Origin of the sequence: Candidatus Amarolinea dominans (assembly GCF_016704685.1) — a bacterium.
Taxonomy (GTDB): domain Bacteria; phylum Chloroflexota; class Anaerolineae; order SSC4; family Amarolineaceae; genus Amarolinea; species Amarolinea dominans.
Window position 1 is genome coordinate 1 of record NZ_JADIZS010000015.1, and the last position, 20,096, is coordinate 20,096.

Consider the following 20,096-nt stretch of genomic DNA (forward strand, 5'->3'; position numbering starts at 1 on the left):
GCCACGAATTCTAATTGCAACGGGATCGCCCGCGCCATCGAGTCGCCCACAGGCGAGGATCGTTCGCAGCGCTGGCGCAAGTAGGCGATCTGTGCGGGCGTCGCGCCGGGGACGGAGATTCTCACCGTGTAGGAAATGCCGTCGTAGCCCGGACCCGGCGCGTCCTCCAGGCCGAGATACGAGCGGACGTTGAAATGGCCGGTCGCCTCCACCGCCAGGGATTCGATCTGCAAGCCGAGGAAGGAGGCGTGCATGGCCACCAGGTCCACGTCGCAGGCGGCGAGGGTGGCGAGGAACATCTGCATCGGGTTGAATTCGTCGTCGCCGCCGAGGTGGACGGTCATGCCTCTGAACTCGATCCGCGAACGCGAACCGCCCACCCAGTGCGCCACGAGGGTGGGGCTGCGGTCGGCCTTTTCGGGGTCTCGCGCGCACATGTTTCTGAACTCCACCAGTTCTCCGACCTGCACGCCGTTGATAGGGGTGTTTTCGTTCATAGTTCTTCTCCTTTCGTTGCTTGCAACCCATCTCGCAGTTGCCTTGACAGGTTGAACAAATCGTCCAACTCGGACTCATTCAAGCACGACCACGGCGCAAAGAAGAGACGTTCCGTCTCCGCTTCGACCTCCGCCCGAACCTGTTTGCCCGACGATGTAATTTGGATTACGCCCGAACTTTCCTCCGCCCACCCGCGCCCGACGAGTTCCCTCACATCCCCCGCGTGGACTTCCTCCGTCACGCCGCGACGGCTAAGTTTGCTATGCAGGTCGGCGAATGCCAGCGCGTCGTTCTGCGAAAGGACATCGAGTACTTCCCACGCGTGACCTTCCACGCCGTATGCGCTCCACGTGGCAAAATAACAATCGTCGCGGTGACCTTCCAACAGGAAGCAGTGGGCAATAAAACCTTCGAGCGTCGTGAACACCCCCGTCCGCTCGTAGAGGTCTCGTTTGGCTTTTATCAAAACATGCGGGGTGGTTCAGGCGAATGGAATGCAGCGCCTGAAATTTGGGCAAGCAGGTTGCCAAGCGTCCGCAACGACTCTTTTGGCATGGGAGTGAGAGCCGCCATCACTGCATTCCCCGCCTGGATGAGTCGAAGCGCAGTGGTTCTTCCCGACTCGGTGGCGCGATAATTCCCCTGACCATCCAAAGCCAAATATCCCTGCTGAACTGCAGAGGCAAGTCGCTCATCGTTCACCTGCGCAAGCCCGTATGGAAAGTATCGCATGAACTGGGCGATGGAAAACGGATTGGCGTCGAATGCCCAAATCGCCGTCACCCAATTGTAGAAATTAGGGGGCAGTGAAAGTTCCTCCGCAGCTTTGTCTGCGGCGGGGTAGGCATAATTATCGCCCAAAATTTCCGAACTTTCTTCAAGCACAGACCAGATGGATTTCAGGTTCATCACATGCTCCTTATTTGCCTTGTGGCAGTCACTCCACTCTATACCAGGGAACGGCAAACGATTTCGGGCGCGGGGGCGCTTTGTCTTCCACCAACGTGAAGGTCAATGTATTCCCATCGAGATTCCATCGGTACCTGCCCACCCCGTATTCAGGCACGGCATACGATCCTTCCACATCCTCTACTTCGAGGAGGTCGCCCGTCACCTGGTATTTGCTGATGACAATGATTTCGTTTTCAAGGGACAAGGTAATTTTCCCTCCCTCGTAAATGTCAACAACAGGCGAATACTCGCCAACGGTATAGGTGAACTTGCCAGTCGGAAAAACTTGATCGTTCATTGCATATCTCCTTTCGGTGTCACATCGCGTCGTGACAGAAAATCCGCTCGCCCAGCCCGTGCTCACGGCTGTTCTCGTTGGGATGCACCTCCTCTCACGCCCATAGCGATCTGAATTTCTCAATGACCGGTGCGCGCCAGCGGGAGAAATGCCCGGCCGGCGCGCCGTCGTTCAGCACTGAGGCCAATGTCACGCCCAATACCAGGGCGCCCTCGGCCATCACCATGCCGTCAACCACACGGGTCAGTGTAACTCGCACCGGGTGCGCAGGGGTCGTCCAGGGGCGCCACGCGGCCGGCGCCGGGCATAGCGAGGGACAGGAGAATGATACAAGTAACGAGCAGACTCGGTCGGCCATGAGTACCCCTTTCTTGCGCCTCTACGGTTTTTTTGCACTTCTGAACGGTGTTGCTGCGTGGTATCTGCCGCCCGCCGTCACTCCGGCCGCTGGCGGCCGCGCTGGTAATCCTGGTCCAGGCTTTTAGGTTGGCCATAACCCGCCGGATAAATGTAAGTGTCCGTGGTCTGATCCGGTTTGGCGACCTCGGTTCGATAACCGTGATCGCGCACCCAGGGGTCGTTGCGCACGGCCGTGACCTGCCACGAGACCTCCTGGTTGGGCCACCACCGGCGATCTGGAAGCGGTTGTCCTCGATCTTTTGGGCGACATGCGAATTGGGCATCGCTGCGCCAACGGAGGTCAACTGGTAGTTGAAATCGGTATTGATGGCCTCGAAGTAAGACGGCAGCGTCACCCAGGCTGCGCCGCTGCCGTCCAGCGTCGCCGTGCCGCGATAGAGGTTGAACGGCGCCGGCCCTTCCAGGCTGTAATGGTAGAGGTATTGATGGGCCGGGTCCAGGGGATGGTCAATCAGGAACGCCTTGGTACCACTGGCCGCAAGATCGCCTGCAAAATAACCAGCAAAACCGAGAGGGCTGTCGGCCCGACCGTACACCCCATAGGTGTACCAGCAATCGTCGCACGAGGCGTAACCATACACCCCGGTGCCATACTCACCAGCGGCGCGGCCGTACACCCCGTTCGTCCCAGCCCACGTCGCCGCGCTGGTAAACGTGGCGGAACCGTACACCCCGGTGCCATCGGGGCTGGCGGATGTCCCAACCACCCCGTTCGTGAAGCCGCTTTCGGCTGTCGCCTTACCGCCACACCGGTGCCGTCTGGTGCTGGCGGACTCACCTGCACACCCCAGGTCCAGCCGAATGTGGCGCTGGCAATGCCCTGTACACCGGTGCCGCTGGTGCTGAGTGCTTCGCCGACTACCCCGTAGGTTTCACTGCCCACGGCCGTGGCCACACCATACACCCCGCGGCCAGCGTAACTGGCGGACTGCCCAATCACGCCATAGGTTGTGCCGCTGGCGGCCGTGTGATCGAGGCGCAAGCCATGATCGCCCGTGGCGCCGGCCCACGTCTCGCCCCAGTGGGTGTGGCCGGAGGTGTAGACGCCGCTGGAACTCCAACGGCCGGCCGTGAGTTGAACATCGAAGATGTCAATATCGCTGTCCTGATCCACATCACAGCCCGGGGCATAGCCGACGCCTGCAGAACACGCGCCCACAGCGGGAGCATCCGGTATCTCCTGCGCGCTGGCAGAGCCAATCGCCAGCGCAACGACCAACAACACGACTGCCAGCGCAGTCACACGAAACACCGAAGCCATTTCCACACCTCCTACGCCAAACCCGGTGATGACTGCTCACCTTCTCGCAGGCGGGGTGTCTTCTCGGTCACAAACGGCAATGGTGAATGAGGAAGCGCTCCGTATCTCTGGCGGGCGATGTGAGATGGTTGTCTATGCCGAAATACAATGGCGCCGGAACGCAAAGGGATGATGTGGAGATTGACGTAGATTGCGGCCCTGGTGTGACGGCGCGCGTGGATGAATTCACAGGCCGGTGCAACAAACTCTACTCACCGCAAAGACGGGAAGAATCCGTGTCCATCCGCGTGAATCCGTGTACGAACAGTAACAGCCGCCAGGATCAGGCGCGGGTGGGACGGGGGCGCGGGGCCAGGTTTTCCTTGCCGTATTTGCGCACGAGGAAAATGGCAATGGCCCAGGGCAGGATGCCGTACAGCGTCTGCGCCGCGTAGTTGTTGGACGAAAGCACCAGGTAGGACTGCACCGCATTGCCCCAGCCGTGCAGCAGGATCATGATCCACACGCTCTCGGTGTTGTTGTAGAGCCAGGTGTTGACGATGGTCCAGCCGATGATGCCCATCGTCAGCCCCAGCAGCGAGGCGATCAGCGGCGCCGGGCCGGCGGCCAGGTTGTAGTGCCGGCGGGCGGGGGCGGGGGCGGCATGTGAATAAGAGTAGCAGCCTGCCGGAGTTCAGGCCAGCAGTCGAGGAATACTGAAAGTTGGTCTCATTGCTCAGGGACATCCCCTGGCCGGGCGCGAGGGCAATCGCGGCCAATTGCAGACTCCAGGTGATGGCGTAGGCCAGGACAAAGAACGACACGAGCGGGTGCTGCTTGATGAGTTTCACGGCAACTCTTTCGCGTTGGACACATTCTGGTCCTTCATAACCCAAGAACTGACGACTTCTGTGCCTATGACTGGGTTGAGATCGCATAACACCACATCTCCGCGCGTGATTGTCACCACTGGATCTCTCCGCGTGCCAGGCGACTCTCATAGTCTTCGAGATTGGACAAATAATCGGAAAGGCCTATCTCGGAGAGTTCAAGTGTCTCAGTGAACTGATTCCACAGCTGCCAGCGGGTGCTATCTTGTCTCATCAGCAAGAAGTCTATGAAATCGTTCACTTCTTGAACGAACGATTCGGGCAACTGAAGAACCTTAGTGATGGTCATGTCATAAACGCTCATTTTCTCGCTCGATTCTCAGCTAGACGATGCATCTACCGTCAACGCTGCTGAAACATCATTGTGCATCTACTTCTAAATCGTTTGGACAATCCCGCCAGGGGCGAAGCGTGCTACGGCTCTGTTATCGCTGGCAGTATACCCCTGCCCTCTACCCGTGTCAAACATCATTCGCCAGCCACCGGCGCTGTCTGTTGCGAATCTATTCGATCAAGGTACTCTGTTCGATATTGATCATGCGCGCATAGAGAATCTGCTCGTTCACCTCCAGATTGTTGATCAGGCTCAAACCGCGCACAATCCCGTGGCCAATCGCCTCTCCCACGATTTCGCCGTATTCCACCTCCATAATGACGTTGTCGGCGCGGGCGTCATTGGACACACTGTCGGGGTCCTGCCGGTACCGGCTGCGCTCATTTCCGTGGACGCTTTCATGAAATCCAGCGCCTCGGCCTTGAACGGGGGAGGGAGTGGGTCTGGGGCTCTCGACGGCGGCCCTCCGGCGGCTCTTCCCCGATCAATCGCCGCCCTGCCGGCGCGCCAGGAGACCCTGGGAGTTGGGCCCGTCTAGGGTCACGGCAGTCGGTGGCGGCCGCCTTGACCTCCTGTAGCTGCTTGCGATCCATCTCCTGCAAGCTGTGCGCGTCCAGGGCCAGGCGGATGATCTGGTCAATCACCCCTGTCCGGGGGGGCGGTCTTCCTCGAATGCGGCAAGGTCTTTGGCCGAGTTAGTGGTCATGGTGTCATACTCCTCATAATGGGTTTACCATGCGTTCGGCATCAGAAGACATAGCCGTGCATTGCGATCTCTGGCGCAAATGCCTTGTCTATGATCTCTCTCTGGCGGCTCGTGAAGACTTCCTGGTACGGCCTTCTGTCTGTGCGATGTTCTGATTTGGCCCTGACCCCCAGCGATCCCTCGAACGGGATGCCCAGTTGGCCGAACACCTGGGACAATTCCTGCATCAGTGATTCGTACTTGAGAACCCGATCCACCAGGATTGACCCACGCGAGTCGGTGTATTTCGGATAGTTGATGCAGAACCAGCGCCTGTCAAAATACTCGTCCAGCGTGAGGCCGCCGTCCTTGCGATCGTTGATCATGGCATAGTGAGACAGCGTCTTGTCCCATGGGTTTCTTTCCACGCAGAACTTGAAATAGGTTTCCCACACTTCCCGCGATGTTCTCGCCCGTATGATCGTTGCCGGGAGGTGACGAACGTATCTGTGCCTGCGCCAGAGGTGTCTCCATGTCATTTTTAGGGTCGTTTTCAGGTCGCGCCCTCTGCTTTCGATGATTTCCGGTAGGGGATTCCAAAGACCCTGGTAATTCCTGGCGCGATGCGGTTCCACATGCGGCCAGATGGGCGTGACCACATCATCCTCTCCACAAAACTGAGACAGATAGACCTCGATACTCGTGCCTGCCGTCTTCTTGGTCTTGATGAAGATGAATTTGTACTTGTGCGAGATGATCAAGATGCGCTCCGAACGACGATTGATGCCTGAACTGCAGCAGTATACATCCATCCCTTGACTGCGTCAAACGATATTTACTGCCTCCGGCAAATCCGAATTTTGCCCCCATTCGACATTCGCCCCCCTCCCCCCCAACTTCGGGGGAAGCCCAGTTCCCCTCAGGCTCCAGGTGCGTGAAAGAGGATCGCCCGGTACGGCTGCTCGATGCTGCCACCGGCCGCCTGAATCACGGCGTCAATCTCCCGGTTCAGCGCCAGCCGCAAACCCTCGTCCATGCCGTGCAGACCAGAACGAGTGCGCAGGAGCTTGACGTACCTGTCCGCGCCCAGGGTCTCCATCCAATCGTAGGTCTTGACCGCCACATTCTCGATGCCGCAATAGTCGCGAAAGTTGCCCTCGATGACGGCCCGCACCCAGGCGGCGTCCATCGGCTCGTTGGGCCGCTCGACCTGCGGCGCGCGCTGGCGAAACACTTCGTCAATGGCCCGCGACCAGTCGGTTTGCGGGTCAACCGTAAGTTGCCAGAAAAAGGCAAAGGAGCCTGTCGCCTTGAGCGCGGTCATTACTTTGGCGTAACCGGTTTCGGGGCGAATCCAGTGGAAGGCGTCCGCAGAAACGGCCAGGTCGAAGCCATACCTCGGCAGGTCGCAGGACTCGAACTCGGCCTGGACGATGGTCACGTTGGGGTAAGCCCGGCAGTTCTGGGCTGCGTACGCGGCCAGGCGCTCGCCCAGCTCGATTGCCAGCAGGCGATAGCCCCGCCGGGCGAACGAGACAGTCGCATTGCCCGGCCCGCAGCCGATCTCCAGGATGCGTCCGTCCGCGGGCAGCGCGGCCAGGCGGATGATGTCCTCGATCAGCGCATCGAGATAGCGGGTGCGCGTTTCATTATAGAGGTCCGCGATCTCTTCGAAAGTGATGCGGCGTGAACGGTCAATACTCATCGGCTAAACCAGGTTCGATCTCTGTGATCGTTCAGGGCGCCAGCTTCTTCCCAATCTGAACCACGAGGCCAAAGAACGTGGCGAGCCAGGCCGCGATGGCAAGATAGACGAAATAGCGAGGGATGGCAAGCAAAAAGTCAACCTCAAGCGCCCTGGCGAGTTGAAAGGTGCAGACGGTGTACATGCCGAGCGGGAAGACCAGGCCCCAATACAGCGGATGATAGGTCAGCATCTGGTGCTTGTAGAGGTGACGCCATCCGCCGAAGACGAGCAGGAGCGGAATCCACCACGTTCCTATCGCCCAGAAGAAGAGGGTGAAGCCCTCGATGAACGACATCATGTCAGCGAGGAAGGGATAGTTGCCGCTGAGGATGATGTTGGCGCCCGCCAGGGTGGTGATGGCGACGGCGCCCATGTTGATCCAATAGGGAGGCGTCAGCTCCTGCGGGTTGAGCTTGAAGAACATGAAGCGGTAGAAAATGAGCGAGATGACGAGGATGTAGAACATGCATCCGAGCAGGAAGAAGCAGAGCATGGCGAAGAGGAAAATCTCTTGCCAGGCGCCGAAGCGGGGGGCGATCAGCGTTCCCAGCACGGCGACGGACTGCGTGGAGACCACCGTCAACAGCCAGGCGCCGTTGATGCCCCCTTCCAGCGGCGGTTTCTGTTCTTTGATGGTCATCAGCGCGAAGAAGGCGTAGATCAAGACGATCCAGAGAACCAGGCCGACAATCCAAAGCGCCAGCGCCGTTGGCTGGTCCGCTTCCAGGATGACGAATTGACTGCCCAGCACGTTCGTCCCGGCGACGAGGGTGAGAAAGCCCGCGCTCAGGTTGTGGCTGGTGAGGTCGGCGAGGAGGCGCGGGAGATGACGAAAGAGCCGGCCCAACGTGAGCAGCCAGAGCGCGGCGTAGAAAAGCTGATTCAGGTAGAACAGGGGAAGGGCGAGGAGATCCATGCCCAAGAGATGGCAGGCAATGGAAACGATGCCCGTGGCCATGACGAGAGCGAAGTAGGCGGGATGCAGATCTGCGCTCTCACGATCGAGAATGGCCCAGAGAGAGGCCCTGGTTTCGTTGGCGGTTCGATTCATGGGTCTATCGCAGCGTCAGTTGTCGTTCCAGGTAGATTCCCAATGCTCAACCGGTGTCGGGAACCCCTCGTAGCTCTGAACCAGCTTCGATGTCCACGGCAAGGTGAGGGTTGTGACGCCGGCCAGGCGGGTTTCGACATAGTACGCCTGGCCGGCACAGGCGCGACAGAGAATTCTCGCGTCCCGTGTCACCTCGCGCTGGTTGATGATTTCCTCGCCGCAGGCCTCGCAGTTCACGCGCACACCCGCGTGTCCGATCAGGCCGGCGATGTTGATCCGCATCGTCACCCATCGGGAATCGAGCAGGTCATCGTCGGGCATGCGCTGGTAGCCGAGTAGTTGCGCTTCCCAACGGCTGCGCGCCTCAGGCGCAAAACGCCGCGCCAGCTCGCGCACGTCGAGCCGCGGCGCAATGCGAACGGCCCGCTGGCTGCGCGTGTCCACAAAGACGGCGGCAACTTTACCGAAATCTTCCACACGCAGCGTGCGCCGACCCACGTAGCAGCCCGTTGCTGCGCTGACGCCATCCACGAAGCAGCCGTCGGTCTCGGTGATGGCGAGCAGGCGCTTGTCCGTTTGCGGCAGGTCGAGGGCCAGGAGGGAGGCGGCCAACATGCCCACGCGTGCGCCCAGCACCTGCCGCGGGCACAGGCGGTGATGGTGCGTCACGCAGTCGCGTAAGAGTTCATCCAGGTGTTTCATGAGCATTCTTTGCCACGAATTTCACGAATTTCCACGAATGGGGTGCAGTTCCAGGCGCCGTTACTTTTGCACCGGCCTGGCGCGATTCCAGATGACCACCTGCAGCGGCCGCCAGAGGTAGGTAATCGGGTAGGTGACCACATGCACCAGCCGCGTGAAGGGGAAGATGCAGATGATGACGAAGCCCCACAGGTGATGCCATTTGACCACCAGGGGCAGCGCCGAGACATATTCGATATTCGGCTGGAAGACCACCAGGGAGAGCAGCCACGGCTGCGCGGTGCGCAGGAACCAGTCGGACCCCCAGCGGTAGAAGAAGGAGACCCAGAAGCCCAGGATGACCTGCACGAGCAGGGCAAGGATGAGCAGCCAGTCAGCCCAGGTGGTGACGACGCGCACGCGGTCATCGGACATGCGGCGCAGGACGAGCAGGCTGATCCCAACGATGGAGACCAGCGCCAGCGCCATGCCGGTCACCTCGATGATGTAGAGCCGCGTCGGGTTAGCGGTCAGCGCGGCCCATGCGCCCGGGAAGAAGAAGGCAAACAGGTGGACGCTCAGAATGGTGACAATGCCGTAGTGCCAGGGCACGGACCCCCAGAACAGGCGGCGGCTTTCCAGGAACTGCGAGGAGAAGCTGGAAAAGGAGAAGCGATCGGAATAGTAGCGGTAGATGCCGACTACTGTCGCCAAAATGACCGCGACGTAAGGAAAGGCAATGAAGAGAACGGTATCAAGCATGGTGTCCTCCAACAAGAACTTGAACTAATCCATTGCGTCGTATGCCAGGGGCATTTCGTCGAAGGCCTCGCATTGCGCCTGGGCGTGGTCTTCCTCCCAGGGCGCGGCCTTGATGAGCGGCTCGCCGACCGTAGTCACCAGCACATCGTACAGGGCTTGCAGCACGGCCAGGTAGAGCGGCAGCGCGGAATGATCGTTCTCGTCGCGCATGCGAGCCGCATGAAGCACCTTGTCCAGCGCCGGCAGGATGGCGTATTGGGTGAGCTCGCAAAACTCCTCCTCATCCTGCAGCACGTTCAAGTAGCGCAGGATGCAGACCAGGTGGTCCGAGAGTTCGCCTCCTTCGCTCAATCCATACGCATGGTAGCGGTTCTTCAGTTCGAGCATGAAGATGCTGCGCTTGTAGGTTTCACCGAGCAGTTGATAGCCGATGTAGGGATACGCGCCGCCCAGGTCGAAGGTGCTGGCGTAGGCCTCCTCCTGCAAGCCGTAGGCCATCGGCTCGACCTCGCGCGCAAACGCGGACAAGAGCGCGTCGGGCGACAGTTGGCGTGAATCTACCGCGAGGAACGGCAGCGCCATGCGGGCCACAGTCTGCGCGCACAGGCGAGATTTCTCGGCCAGGCCGGGCTGGGGATAGTCCAGCACGTCGGCGAATTGGGCCAGGGTGGTTGGGAGCATGGGATGAAGTGTCATGGCTAGAACCTGCGCCCGGGCTGCCGGCGGAAGCCGAAGCCTGTTTCTTGTTTGTTGGTGAGGGGCGGGATGTTTGCTTCGATGGCAACTTCGCGATTCATGGCCGGTACGACGAAGCGTTCATCGTAGGTCGGCAGCGCGGTCAGGCGGAAGATCGCGTCGGCTTCCTGCGGGTCGGTTCCACCGGTGGTGTAGGCCTTGTCGAGTTCCGCCGGCGACACATCCTTGACCGTTTCACTGCGGCGATGAATGCGGACAGCGATCAGTTTGCGATAGACCGCTTCGATCACGTCGGTGTTGCCCGCCGAGAACAGCCGCGCCATGAACTTGATGGGGACGCGCGCCTTTTCCAACGCGCTCAGCAGGGGAGAGAGACCGTCCGCGCCGCTTTGATCCACTTCGTAGTTGCCGTCTTTGGTCTTTGCCAGCACAGGCAACATGGGCGGGACGTAGAAGAGCATGGGCACGGTGCGGAATTCGGCATGAAGCGGCAGGGCGATACCCCACTGCTTGACGAACTTGTAGACGGGCGATTTCTGCGCCGAGTCAATCATGTTGTCGGGAATGCCGTTGGCTTTGGCCGCGGCGATCACGGTCGGATCGAACGGGTCCATGATCATGCTGCGCTGCGCGTCAACCAGGCTGGATTCTGCGGCCGAGGCAATTTTCTCGATCTGATCGGCGTCGTAAAGCAGAACGCCGAGATAGCGGATGCGTCCCACGCAGGAATGGAAGCAGGCGGGCGGTTGTCCGCTTTCGATGCGGGGATAGCACAGGATACATTTTTCGGATTTGCCCGTTGACCAGTTGAAGTAGGTCTTCTTGTAGGGGCAGCCGGAGATGCACATGCGCCAGGCGCGGCATTTTTCCTGCGAGAGGAGGACGATGCCGTCCTCGCCGCGTTTGTAGATGGCGCCCGCGGGGCAAGCCGCCACGCAGCCAGGGTTGAGGCAGTGGTTGCAGATGCGCGGCAGGTAGAAGAAGGTCATACGTTCGACTTCGTTGAGCTGCTCGCGCTCCTCTTGGGTCAGTTCATCGAGATTCTTGTCGTTCTCCGCGTAGACGGGCGAGCCGCCCAGGTCGTCATCCCAGTTCGGGCCGGCCTCGATCGTGTCAATCGGCTTGCCGGTGACGAGCGAGATGGCGCGGGCAGTGGGCTGGTCATCGCCATCGGGGGCGTCGAACAGATGCTGATAGTCGTACGTCCACGGCTCGTAGTAATCGTCCATGTTGGGCAGGTTGGGATTGAAGAAGATGTTGCCCAGCGCGCCCAACCGTCCCTGCAGCTTCAGCCTGAGTTTGCCATCCTTCTCCTCGAAGCCGCCTTTGTATCTCTCCTGGTCTTCCCAGCGCGTGGGGTAGCCCGTGCCAGGCTTGGTTTCCACGTTGTTCCACCACATGTACTCGGTGCCTTTGCGATCCGTCCAGATGTTCTTGCAGGCGATGCTGCACGTGTGGCAGCCGATACATTTGTCGAGATGGAAGACCATTGAAACTTGTGCGCGAATGTCCATGTTCTGCTCCTTGGTATCCCTCACCCCCGTCCCCTCTCCCAAAATGGGGAGAGGAGACGGGGGTGAGGGCTTCTTCTACCACTCCAACTTCTCCATCTTCCTGACCACGCAGTACGTGTCGCGGGTGAAGATGCCGATGGGGCCCCAGTAATTAAAGCCGTAGGTGAACTGGGCGTAGCCGCCCGCCAGCAGCAGCGGGTTGATGCGCGTGCGCGTCAGGCTGTTGTGACCGCCCGCGCGGCGCTTGCCGCGGATCTGCGACTTGGGGATGTAGATCGTGCGCTCGACCGCGTGATAGTACAGGCACATGCCAGGCTGCACGCGCGAACTGACATTGACGCGTGTCACGACCACGCCGTTGTCGTTGTACATCTCCACCCAGTCGTTGTCCACGAGACCAACTTTTTCCGCGTCCTTGTCGTTGATCCAGACGGGATCCATGCCGCGCGAGAGCGTCAACATGCGATGGTTGTCCTTGTACGTGGAGTGAATGTTCCACTTACCGTGCGGCGTGATGTAGTTCAGCACCAGGCACTTGTCGTCCACGGGGCTGTTGACGATGTCGCCTGTGGCGCGCGGGTTCAGTTTCGGCTTGAAGGTCGGCAGGTGTTCGCCGAAGTCCAGGTACCACGGATGGTCAACATAGAAGTGCTGACGTCCTGTCAACGTGCGCCAGGGGATGAGGCGCTCGACGTTGATACACCAGGCGGCGTAGGCGCGCCCATCGTTGACCATGCCCGTCCAGCAGGGGCTGATGAGCGTGCGGCGCACTTGCCGCGTCAGGTCGTGGAAGGTCATGTTGACGCCGCGCACACCTTCGGCGAGGTCCGCCAGCGGGAGTCCGACGCGTTCCTCTTCGTGCTTGAACGCCGCGTACGAAACTTCGCCGTTGGTTTCGGGCGCGAGATAGAGCAACACGTTGGCGGTATCCAGCGCGTCTTCGAGGCTGGGATATTTCTTTCCGCCCCACTCCACACAGCGCGTGCGGCGCGAGTCGGGCGTGCCGCCGACAGGCTGTTCCATCAAATCATCGTAAAACTTCTCGATGGGAATCTGCACGCCGTTGCCGTTGATGCCGTCCGCGCGGATGTTCGGTCCGAGCGAGATGAAGCGGTTGTACAGATTGATGTAATCGCGCTCGACCACGCGCAGGTGCGGCATGGTCTTGCCAGGGATGGCTTCGCACTCGCCCGCGCGCCAATCCTTCACGTCGGTCTGACCGAGTTCGTCGGGCGTGTCGTGCATGAGCGGGAACGCCACGATGTCGCGCACGGGTTCGGGGAAGACCTCGGGCGCCATCTCGCTGACTCGGAGCGCCAGCAGTTTGAAGATTTCCCAGTCGGTCTTGGATTCCCAAACAGGGGGAACCGCCTGTCCGAGCGGATGCACGTACGAGTGCAGGTCGGTGGTGTTGAGATCGTTCTTTTCGTACCAGAACGCGGAGGGCAGGACGATGTCGGAATACAGCGCCGAAGAGTCCATGCGGAAGTTCAGGTCAACCACCAGGTCCATCTTGCCGCGCGGCACAGGCTCGCGGAAGGTGACGGTCTTGACCTTACCTTTGGCGTGCTCCTCGGCCGCGATGTTGTCGTGGGTGCCCAGGTAGTGGCGCTGGAAGAACTCGGCGCCCTTGGCGCTGGAGGCCAGCGCGTTGCCGCGCCACATTATCCAGATGCGCGGCCAGTTCTGCTCCGCGTCCGGGTCGTCAATGGCGAATCTGGTCGTTCCATCTTTGAGTTGATCCACCACCCGTTTGATGACATCATCGTTGGACTTTGCGCCTGCCGCGTCCGCGTTCTTGACGACATCAAAAGGATTCTCGTCGAACTGCGGATACGAAGGCATCCAGCCCATGCGAACCGCCATCGTCGCCAGGTCGGCGGCGTGGCCCTTAGCCCATTTGGTCTTCTCAGGGATGGGCGCATAGTCGGTGAAATCGCCCTCGTAGCGCCACTGGTCGCTGTTGATGTAATGCCAGGTGGGAGTCTGCTGGCGGCGCGGAGGTTTGACCCAGTCCAGCGCGAACGCCATCGCCGACCACGGCGCGACCAGCGTCAGTTTTTCCTGTCCCACGTAGTGGTTCATGCCGCCGCCGTTGACTCCGCAGCAGCCGCACAACATCAACGCGGTAATCGGCGCGCGGTACATCAGGCTGTTGTTGTACCAGTGGTTGATGCTGGCGCCGACGATGACCATGGACTTGCCGTTGGTCACTTCCGCGTTGTGCGCAAACTCGCGCGCCAGGCGGGTGACGGTGTCGCGACCGATGCCCGTGTACTGTTCCTGCCAGGCGGGCGTGTACGGGCCGATTTCATCGTAGGATTTCGGGTAATCGCCAGGCAGTCCGCGGCTGACGCCAAATTGCGCCACTAGCAGATCGAAGGCGGTCGTCACGGGGACGCGTCCGCGATCGGTTTCCACGTAGCGGATGGGGATGCCGCGCAGGGCAACTTTCGCCTCGGCGAATTCGTGGTAGGCGACGTTCACAATTTCGTCGTGTTCGTCGAGGAAGGTCAGTTCGGGATCGAGCGGGGTGTCATCCTGCCCGTCCTCCATCTTGAGATTCCACTTGCCTTTTTCCTTGCTCCAGCGGTAGCCGACCGTGCCTTTGGGCATGCGCGGCTGATTGCTGGTTTTATCGAAGACCAGCAGTTTCCAGTCGCCGTTCTCCTCGTTCGTGTAACGCTTGACGCGGTTGGCGCGCAGGAGGCGTCCCGCCTTGTACGAGTCACCATCCTTTTCCAGTTCCACCAGGAACGTGCTGTCGGTGTATTGTTTGAGATAGTTGATGAAATACGGAACCTGGCGTTCTTCGAAGAATTCCTTCAAGATGACGTGATTGACCGCCATCCACAGCGCCGCGTCGGTGCCGGGCTTAACGGGGATCCACCAGTCGGAATACTTGGAGACCTGGCTGAAGTCGGGCGCGATCGAGACGTACTTGGTGCCGTTGTGCCGCGCCTCGGCGATGAAGTGTACATCGGGCGTGCGCGTCATGCTCATGTTCGCGCCGTACGAGACGATGTACTTGCTGTTGTACCAGTCGGCGGATTCGCACACGTCGGTCTGGTCGCCCCAGACTTCGGGGAAGGCGTTGGGCAGGTCCGCGTACCAGTCGTAGAAACTCATGTTGACGCCGCCGAACAATTGCAGGAAGCGCGAGCCGCCCGCGTACGAAAGGTACGACATGGCGGGGATGGGCGAAAAGCCGAAGATGCGGTCGGGTCCGTATTTCCTGGCGGTGTGGAGCATGCCCGCGACGACGATCTCCGTCACTTCGTCCCACGAGGTGCGGCGGAAACCGCCCTTGCCGCGCGCCTTCTGGATGCGCGTCCGCTTCGTCTCATCTCCCATGATGGAGGCGTACGCGTCCACGGGACTTTTGCCCGCCGACCGTTCTTCGCGCCAGAAATCCAGCAGGACGCCGCGCGCGTACGGATACTTGACGCGGATCGGGCTGTAGACGTACCACGACGCCGAGATGCCGCGCTGACAACCGCGCGGTTCGTAGGGCGGAAGATCCTTTTCGAGAAGCGGATAATCCGTCTGCTGCATTTCCCAGGTGATGATGCCGTCCTTGACGTACACCTGCCACGAACAGCCGCCTGTGCAGTTTACGCCGTGCGTACTGCGGACGATGTTATCGTGCTGCCAGCGGTTGCGGTAGAACTCCTCCCACTTGCGTGATTTCGGGTTGACCAAGTCTTGGATCCAAGCCATTGCTGCTCCTCCAAACAATCAGATTTCACCCTCACCCTAACCCTCTCCCGCAGGGGGGGGGGGGGGGGGGCCCCCCCTGGGGGGAGAGGGCTGGGGATGAGGGGGAATTGTTTTACTTCTTTGCGTTGGCGCGCGCGACCATGGGTCTGCGGACGCCCATCAGTCGTTTTCGCCACCAGACCTGCGCCGAGGCGAGCAAGACCACGCCGCCCGCGCCAGACAACCCCGCCAGCGTCCACAAGGTGGAAGCAGTCCGCAGCGGCGTGGTCGTTGTTTCGAAAAACGCCACCAGGTCTGCGCGCTCCTGGTCGGTCATGGGCTGGTTGGCCCAAATGGCGTTCATGGTGATGGTGGCCGGGCTGCCGAGGAAGGCGGTCAACCCTGCCTGGCCGCCGTAGCGGTTGAACACGTCAGTCAGGTCAGGCCCCAGCGCGCCGCCGCCCAACGCGCCAATGCCGGTCACGCTGTGACAGACCATGCAGGCCGGCCCGCCGTTGGCAAGTCGAGCCGTGCCCAGGAACAGCGCCTTGCCGCGCTCTAAGTCGCCGGCAGGGAGCGCAGGCGCGGCCGGAGCCGGCGCGGGCGCCCCACCCGTATCAATGCTCACAAGATAAGCGATCAGCGCGGCCACCTCGCCGTCGGTCAGCCCCAGGTTGGTCATGGGAATCTTGTTGTACTCTTCGTACAACTGCGTGGCGATCGCGTCACCCTCGGCCAGCACCTTGTCCGGCTCCTTGATCCAGCGCGTCAGCCAGGCCCTGTCGCGGCGCGTGGTCACGCCGAGCAGATCAGGCCCGACTAGTTTTCCGCCCCCGATCGTGTGGCAAGCCTTGCATCCTTTGCTGGTAAAGAGTTTTTCGCCTTCGGATGCATCCTGCGCGCCGGCGCGCGTCGGAATCGCAACCAGGGCCAGGATCAACAAACCAAGCGGGATCAGGCAGAAGGCCCGGCAGAGAGGCGCAGGTTTTCCGATCATTCGCATCATTGACTCATCCTCCTCAAGATTTAGGTTTAGGTTGGAAGCCGGGCTGCGCTGCCTCCCAGGGATTGCTGGGCGGCAGGTTCAGAATGGCTTCCACAAAGTCCGAGCTGCGTGCGGGGAGCGTGTGGGCAGAGAAAACACGAAAGATGTTCTGTTCCAGCCCTGCACTGATAACGGGCAGGCTGGGGAACTGCTGCAGGATGGCGGAGGTGAGCGAGGAGACGTTCATCCTATTCTCGCCTTCATCCACGACAATGACCGCGTCGGGGCGCAATTCGAACAGGCGCGCATGGATGTTCTCCTGCGAAAGCTCCATGGGGCCGAGCAACTCCATGTCGTCCACCCGACGCAGAATGGTCTCCAGGCTTTCGCCAAACAAGTGGTGTGAACAGATGAGCAGGACACGACGTTTTACACGTTGCATAAAGTTTGACTCGAACCGACTTCAACAGACAGATGCTTGTTCGCCCAGGAATGAGAATTAAATAAGTGCCCGCTTTGGTGCTGTCTGTATGCTCAAAATTTGCTCGGAACTGGACAGTTAAAAAACTCTCATTCCCCCTGCCCGCACCAGGAAGCAGTGGATGCTTTCGACGCGGGTCAAGATAGGTCAAAAGGGGAAATGAAAAAATCCTCCGTTCGCCCATTCAAGAATGAGAAAAGAAGGATATTTCGGTTGCGCTGAATGCGAAGAACTAGTTCTTGCCTACAGCAGGCCCTTGCTCTTGGCGACGCGTGCGGCCTGGCGTCGTGTGTTCACGTGCAGTTTGGACAAAATGGTGCGCATGTGACTCTTGACGGTGTGAATGCTGATGCACAGTTCTTCCGCAATTTCCTTGTCTGATACGCCCCGCGCCGCGATGGTCAGCGTTTCCAGTTCACGCCTGGTCAGTTCTACCAGTTCGTCGTCATCGGCCGCGGAAAATACGGGCACACGCGAACCGAGGCGGCGAAACTCCTTCAATACTCGCCCGGCCATGCGCGGGCTGAGCGCAGCTTCCCCGCGCAGTGCGCCGCGCAGCATGGCGAGCATATCCTTCGAATGGATGTCCTTGAGCAAATAGCCCTGGGCGCCGCTCTTCAGCGCCTCGAACAGCTTTTCATCATCATCGCGCACGGTCAGCATCACGATGGTAGCATGCGCCACCATTTCTTTGATCTGGCGCGCGGCCTCGATCCCGTCGAGCGTGGGCATCTGCACATCCATCAGCACCAGGTCTGGCTTGAGTTCCTGCGCCATGACTACCGCCTCCAGCCCATCGCTGGCTTCGCCAACGACGTCCATGTCCGGCTGCGATGTGATGATCCCTGCCAGCCCCTCGCGAAACAGCGCATGGTCGTCAGCCAGCAGCACACGATAGCGGCTCATGATCGCCCCTCCCCATGGGGAAACAACAGGGTCACGCTGGTTCCGGCGCCGGGCGCCGATTCAATCAACAGCTTCCCGCCGATGTGTGCAGCGCGCGCCGTCATGACCCGTAAACCAAAGTGCCCGGCCGGCTGCACCGCCGGATCGAAGCCGCGGCCGTCGTCCTCGATCCTGACGAAGCCATGCCCGTTTTCCCGGCCAAAGCGAACACAAATGAATTGGGCGGCCGCGTGACGGCAGGCGTTTTCCAACATCTCGCGCGTCACGTTGAGAATCTGCTCCGTCACGGCGCGCGGAATCGCCGCCGTAAGAACACCCTCCTCCGCCTGCCAGTCAATCTTTGCCTGGTATTTGCCCTCGATCTCACGCACGGTTTCCTGCAAACGATCGCGCAGCTTACGCTCTCGCGGTGCGCCATCCATCAACTGCTGAATGGACGCGCGCACCTGGTGGGTGGCCTGATTGATCGTCCTGCGCATGCGCTCCAGGTTGGCGAGCGCCTTCGCATCTTCGCTCGCCGCCAGCAGGTCGACTGTTTGATCTGTCACAAGGCCCAAATAGCTCAGCATCTGCCCCAGTCCGTCATGCATGTCGGCCGCGATGCGGTTGCGTTCTTCCAGCGTGGCGATCTTCTCTGCCTGCGCAAATAACTGAGCATTCTGCAGCGCCACCGCGGCCGTATTGGCGAGCTTGGTCGCCACGTCCGCAGCCTCCGCGGAGAAATGATTGGGCTGCGAACTGCTCACGCACAAAGCCCCAATCACCTCATCGCCAATGCGCAGGGGAGCCACCACGTGGCTGGCCGCGTGCGCCTCATCCAGCAGACCGCATCCCCCCACGCAGCCTGCACGGCTGCAGACCAGCGCCCGTTGGCTGGCGAGCACCGCGCTGGCGCGGTTGATCGCAGACCTGCGCTCGACCGTTTCGCCGGTCTGCGCGCCGCAGGACGCCTTCAGCGTCAGATACTGATCCTCATCCTCCAGCAGGCACAGCCTGGCGGACTCCGCGTCCAGCAAGGTGCGCGCTTTCTCAGTGACAGAAGTCAACACATGACTGACATCGAGCTGCGAGCTGATCTCATGGCTCACCTCGCTGAGCGCGTTCAGTTCACGTGTGCGCTGCGCGACGCGCGCTTCCAGGGTGGTGGTCAGATCGAGCAGTTCCAGCCGCGACGCGGCCAGGTTCTTGCGCATGGCATCGAACGACTCGGACAGGCTGCGTATCTCGCGCGGGCCTGTCACCTGGATCGGTGACTCAAGATCGTTGCCGCCCAACCGGTCCACCGCGGCAGATAGGTCCTTCAGCGGCGTCAGCGCGGACCGGTGCGTCACCCACGCGCCCACGCCCAGCAGGACCAACGCTCCCACCAGAAAACTCATCTGCATGGCGCGCAGGCGATTGATCTTGGCCGTCGCGTCCGCTTCCAGCAAACGCACCACCGCATCCGCAGCCTCCACCAGGGTGGCCGCTTCATCTTCGAACGTCTGGCGCGTCAGCCAGAAGATGGGATTGCTGCGTGACGCCCACTGCAATTTGTAGAGCTGCGTGCGGAAGTCGCTCCAGGTCTGAGCCACCTGATCGAGCGCGGAAAGAATGCGAGGGTCGGTCGGTCTCTGCAGCGTCACTGATGCGTCAGGCGGATAAGGCGCCGCGCCGCCTTCGCGCAGGGCGTACAGGGTGCGATCGAAGACTGCTTCGGCCTCCAGCAGCGCGGCATCCACCGCGCTCTTGCGGCTGTCTGCTTCGAGCGCCAGTCGCGTCATCTGCTGCGCCAACATCCGCTGCCGTCCCGCCAGGTTGATGACCAAAGCGTCCTGGCGCTGCGTTTCGCTCCCCCAAATCATCGCGCCGACGGAGACAACGACGAGCAGAACGAAGGCGACAAACAAAAAAATCAAACGCGCTTGCAAACTTTGGAACATCTGAACCCCTCACGTCTACTATAGCACAGGTGGGCGCAGATCAAAAACGCAGGTGAACTGGGTGGCCGGCCAGTCAGCCGCGTCTACACCAGTCATACCGGGCGTTCGTATGCGTACCGTATCAAGACCGCTGGGCCATCCCAACGCCCGGGCCGGGGGACGGATAACAACGAAAAAAAACGAGCATCCCGGCGTATCGTCCGCATGAATAAACCGTCATGTGTGCCGAGCCGGGTGTTCATGTCGCTCTCATGCAGACGATGCACAATGGAATGAGAATTAAATAAGTGTCCGCTTTGGTGCTGTCTGTATGCTCAGAATTTGCTCGGAACTGGA

At 60.5% G+C, this 20,096-nt stretch carries 20 protein-coding genes; all 20 read right to left on the minus strand.

Features of this window, described 5'->3' with window-relative positions; translation table 11 throughout:
* Positions 1–497: OsmC family protein (locus IPF85_RS10845; protein WP_343408104.1), on the minus strand; the 497-nt coding region annotated here is incomplete at its 3' end.
* Positions 494–925, minus strand: a complete 432-nt coding sequence (locus tag IPF85_RS10850) for a hypothetical protein (protein ID WP_343408105.1) — start codon at positions 923–925, stop codon at positions 494–496. The genes IPF85_RS10845 and IPF85_RS10850, both read right to left, overlap by 4 nt.
* A 35-nt stretch (positions 926–960) precedes the next feature.
* A complete protein-coding gene (locus IPF85_RS10855) occupies positions 961–1,407 on the minus strand; it encodes a hypothetical protein (RefSeq protein ID WP_343408106.1) in 447 nt (148 codons plus the stop codon).
* A gap of 28 nt (positions 1,408–1,435) precedes the next feature.
* On the minus strand, positions 1,436–1,747 hold the full coding sequence (locus IPF85_RS10860; protein ID WP_343408107.1) for a hypothetical protein: 312 nt from the start codon (positions 1,745–1,747) through the stop codon (positions 1,436–1,438).
* An 871-nt stretch (positions 1,748–2,618) separates the two neighbouring features.
* Positions 2,619–3,428 carry a hypothetical protein gene (locus IPF85_RS10865; protein WP_343408108.1) on the minus strand — a complete coding sequence of 270 codons (810 nt, stop codon included), beginning with the start codon at positions 3,426–3,428 and terminating at the stop codon, positions 2,619–2,621.
* A gap of 322 nt (positions 3,429–3,750) precedes the next feature.
* Positions 3,751–3,990, minus strand: coding sequence for a hypothetical protein (locus tag IPF85_RS10870; protein WP_343408109.1), 240 nt, complete (start codon positions 3,988–3,990; stop codon positions 3,751–3,753).
* 380 nt (positions 3,991–4,370) lie between these two features.
* Entirely contained in the window at positions 4,371–4,601 is a 231-nt protein-coding gene (locus IPF85_RS10875; protein WP_343408110.1) for a hypothetical protein, read from the minus strand.
* A gap of 199 nt (positions 4,602–4,800) precedes the next feature.
* Positions 4,801–4,980, minus strand: coding sequence for a hypothetical protein (locus IPF85_RS10880; RefSeq protein ID WP_343408111.1), 180 nt, complete (start codon positions 4,978–4,980; stop codon positions 4,801–4,803).
* 398 nt (positions 4,981–5,378) lie between these two features.
* Entirely contained in the window at positions 5,379–6,077 is a 699-nt protein-coding gene (locus tag IPF85_RS10885) for a sulfotransferase family 2 domain-containing protein (protein ID WP_343408112.1), read from the minus strand.
* A 158-nt stretch (positions 6,078–6,235) separates the two neighbouring features.
* Positions 6,236–7,021 carry a methyltransferase domain-containing protein gene (locus IPF85_RS10890; protein WP_343408113.1) on the minus strand — a complete coding sequence of 262 codons (786 nt, stop codon included), beginning with the start codon at positions 7,019–7,021 and terminating at the stop codon, positions 6,236–6,238.
* 31 nt (positions 7,022–7,052) lie between these two features.
* Positions 7,053–8,114 (minus strand): tellurite resistance/C4-dicarboxylate transporter family protein, encoded by a 1,062-nt coding sequence (locus IPF85_RS10895; protein WP_343408114.1) that lies wholly within the window; start codon positions 8,112–8,114, stop codon positions 7,053–7,055.
* A 15-nt stretch (positions 8,115–8,129) separates the two neighbouring features.
* The gene (locus tag IPF85_RS10900; protein WP_343408115.1) at positions 8,130–8,816 is read right to left on the minus strand and encodes an FmdE family protein; all 687 of its coding nucleotides are present in this window, start codon (positions 8,814–8,816) and stop codon (positions 8,130–8,132) included.
* 60 nt (positions 8,817–8,876) lie between these two features.
* Positions 8,877–9,557: a respiratory nitrate reductase subunit gamma gene (narI, locus tag IPF85_RS10905; protein ID WP_343408116.1), complete on the minus strand. Its 681-nt coding sequence runs from the start codon at positions 9,555–9,557 to the stop codon at positions 8,877–8,879.
* Positions 9,558–9,581: 24 nt separating this feature from the next.
* A complete protein-coding gene (locus IPF85_RS10910; protein ID WP_343408117.1) occupies positions 9,582–10,253 on the minus strand; it encodes a hypothetical protein in 672 nt (223 codons plus the stop codon).
* A gap of 2 nt (positions 10,254–10,255) precedes the next feature.
* Positions 10,256–11,767 carry a nitrate reductase subunit beta gene (gene narH, locus IPF85_RS10915; RefSeq protein WP_343408118.1) on the minus strand — a complete coding sequence of 504 codons (1,512 nt, stop codon included), beginning with the start codon at positions 11,765–11,767 and terminating at the stop codon, positions 10,256–10,258.
* A 75-nt stretch (positions 11,768–11,842) separates the two neighbouring features.
* Positions 11,843–15,487 (minus strand): nitrate reductase subunit alpha, encoded by a 3,645-nt coding sequence (locus tag IPF85_RS10920; RefSeq protein ID WP_343408119.1) that lies wholly within the window; start codon positions 15,485–15,487, stop codon positions 11,843–11,845.
* A gap of 112 nt (positions 15,488–15,599) precedes the next feature.
* Positions 15,600–16,472, minus strand: a complete 873-nt coding sequence (locus IPF85_RS10925) for a c-type cytochrome (RefSeq protein WP_343408120.1) — start codon at positions 16,470–16,472, stop codon at positions 15,600–15,602.
* 13 nt (positions 16,473–16,485) lie between these two features.
* Positions 16,486–16,893, minus strand: coding sequence for a hypothetical protein (locus tag IPF85_RS10930; protein ID WP_343408121.1), 408 nt, complete (start codon positions 16,891–16,893; stop codon positions 16,486–16,488).
* A 282-nt stretch (positions 16,894–17,175) separates the two neighbouring features.
* Complete coding sequence (locus IPF85_RS10935) at positions 17,176–17,838, minus strand: response regulator transcription factor (RefSeq protein WP_343408122.1); 663 nt, start codon at positions 17,836–17,838, stop codon at positions 17,176–17,178.
* Positions 17,835–19,736 carry a type IV pili methyl-accepting chemotaxis transducer N-terminal domain-containing protein gene (locus IPF85_RS10940; protein ID WP_343408123.1) on the minus strand — a complete coding sequence of 634 codons (1,902 nt, stop codon included), beginning with the start codon at positions 19,734–19,736 and terminating at the stop codon, positions 17,835–17,837. The genes IPF85_RS10935 and IPF85_RS10940 overlap by 4 nt, the downstream gene beginning before the upstream one ends.
* Between the last annotated feature and the right edge of the window lie 360 nt (positions 19,737–20,096).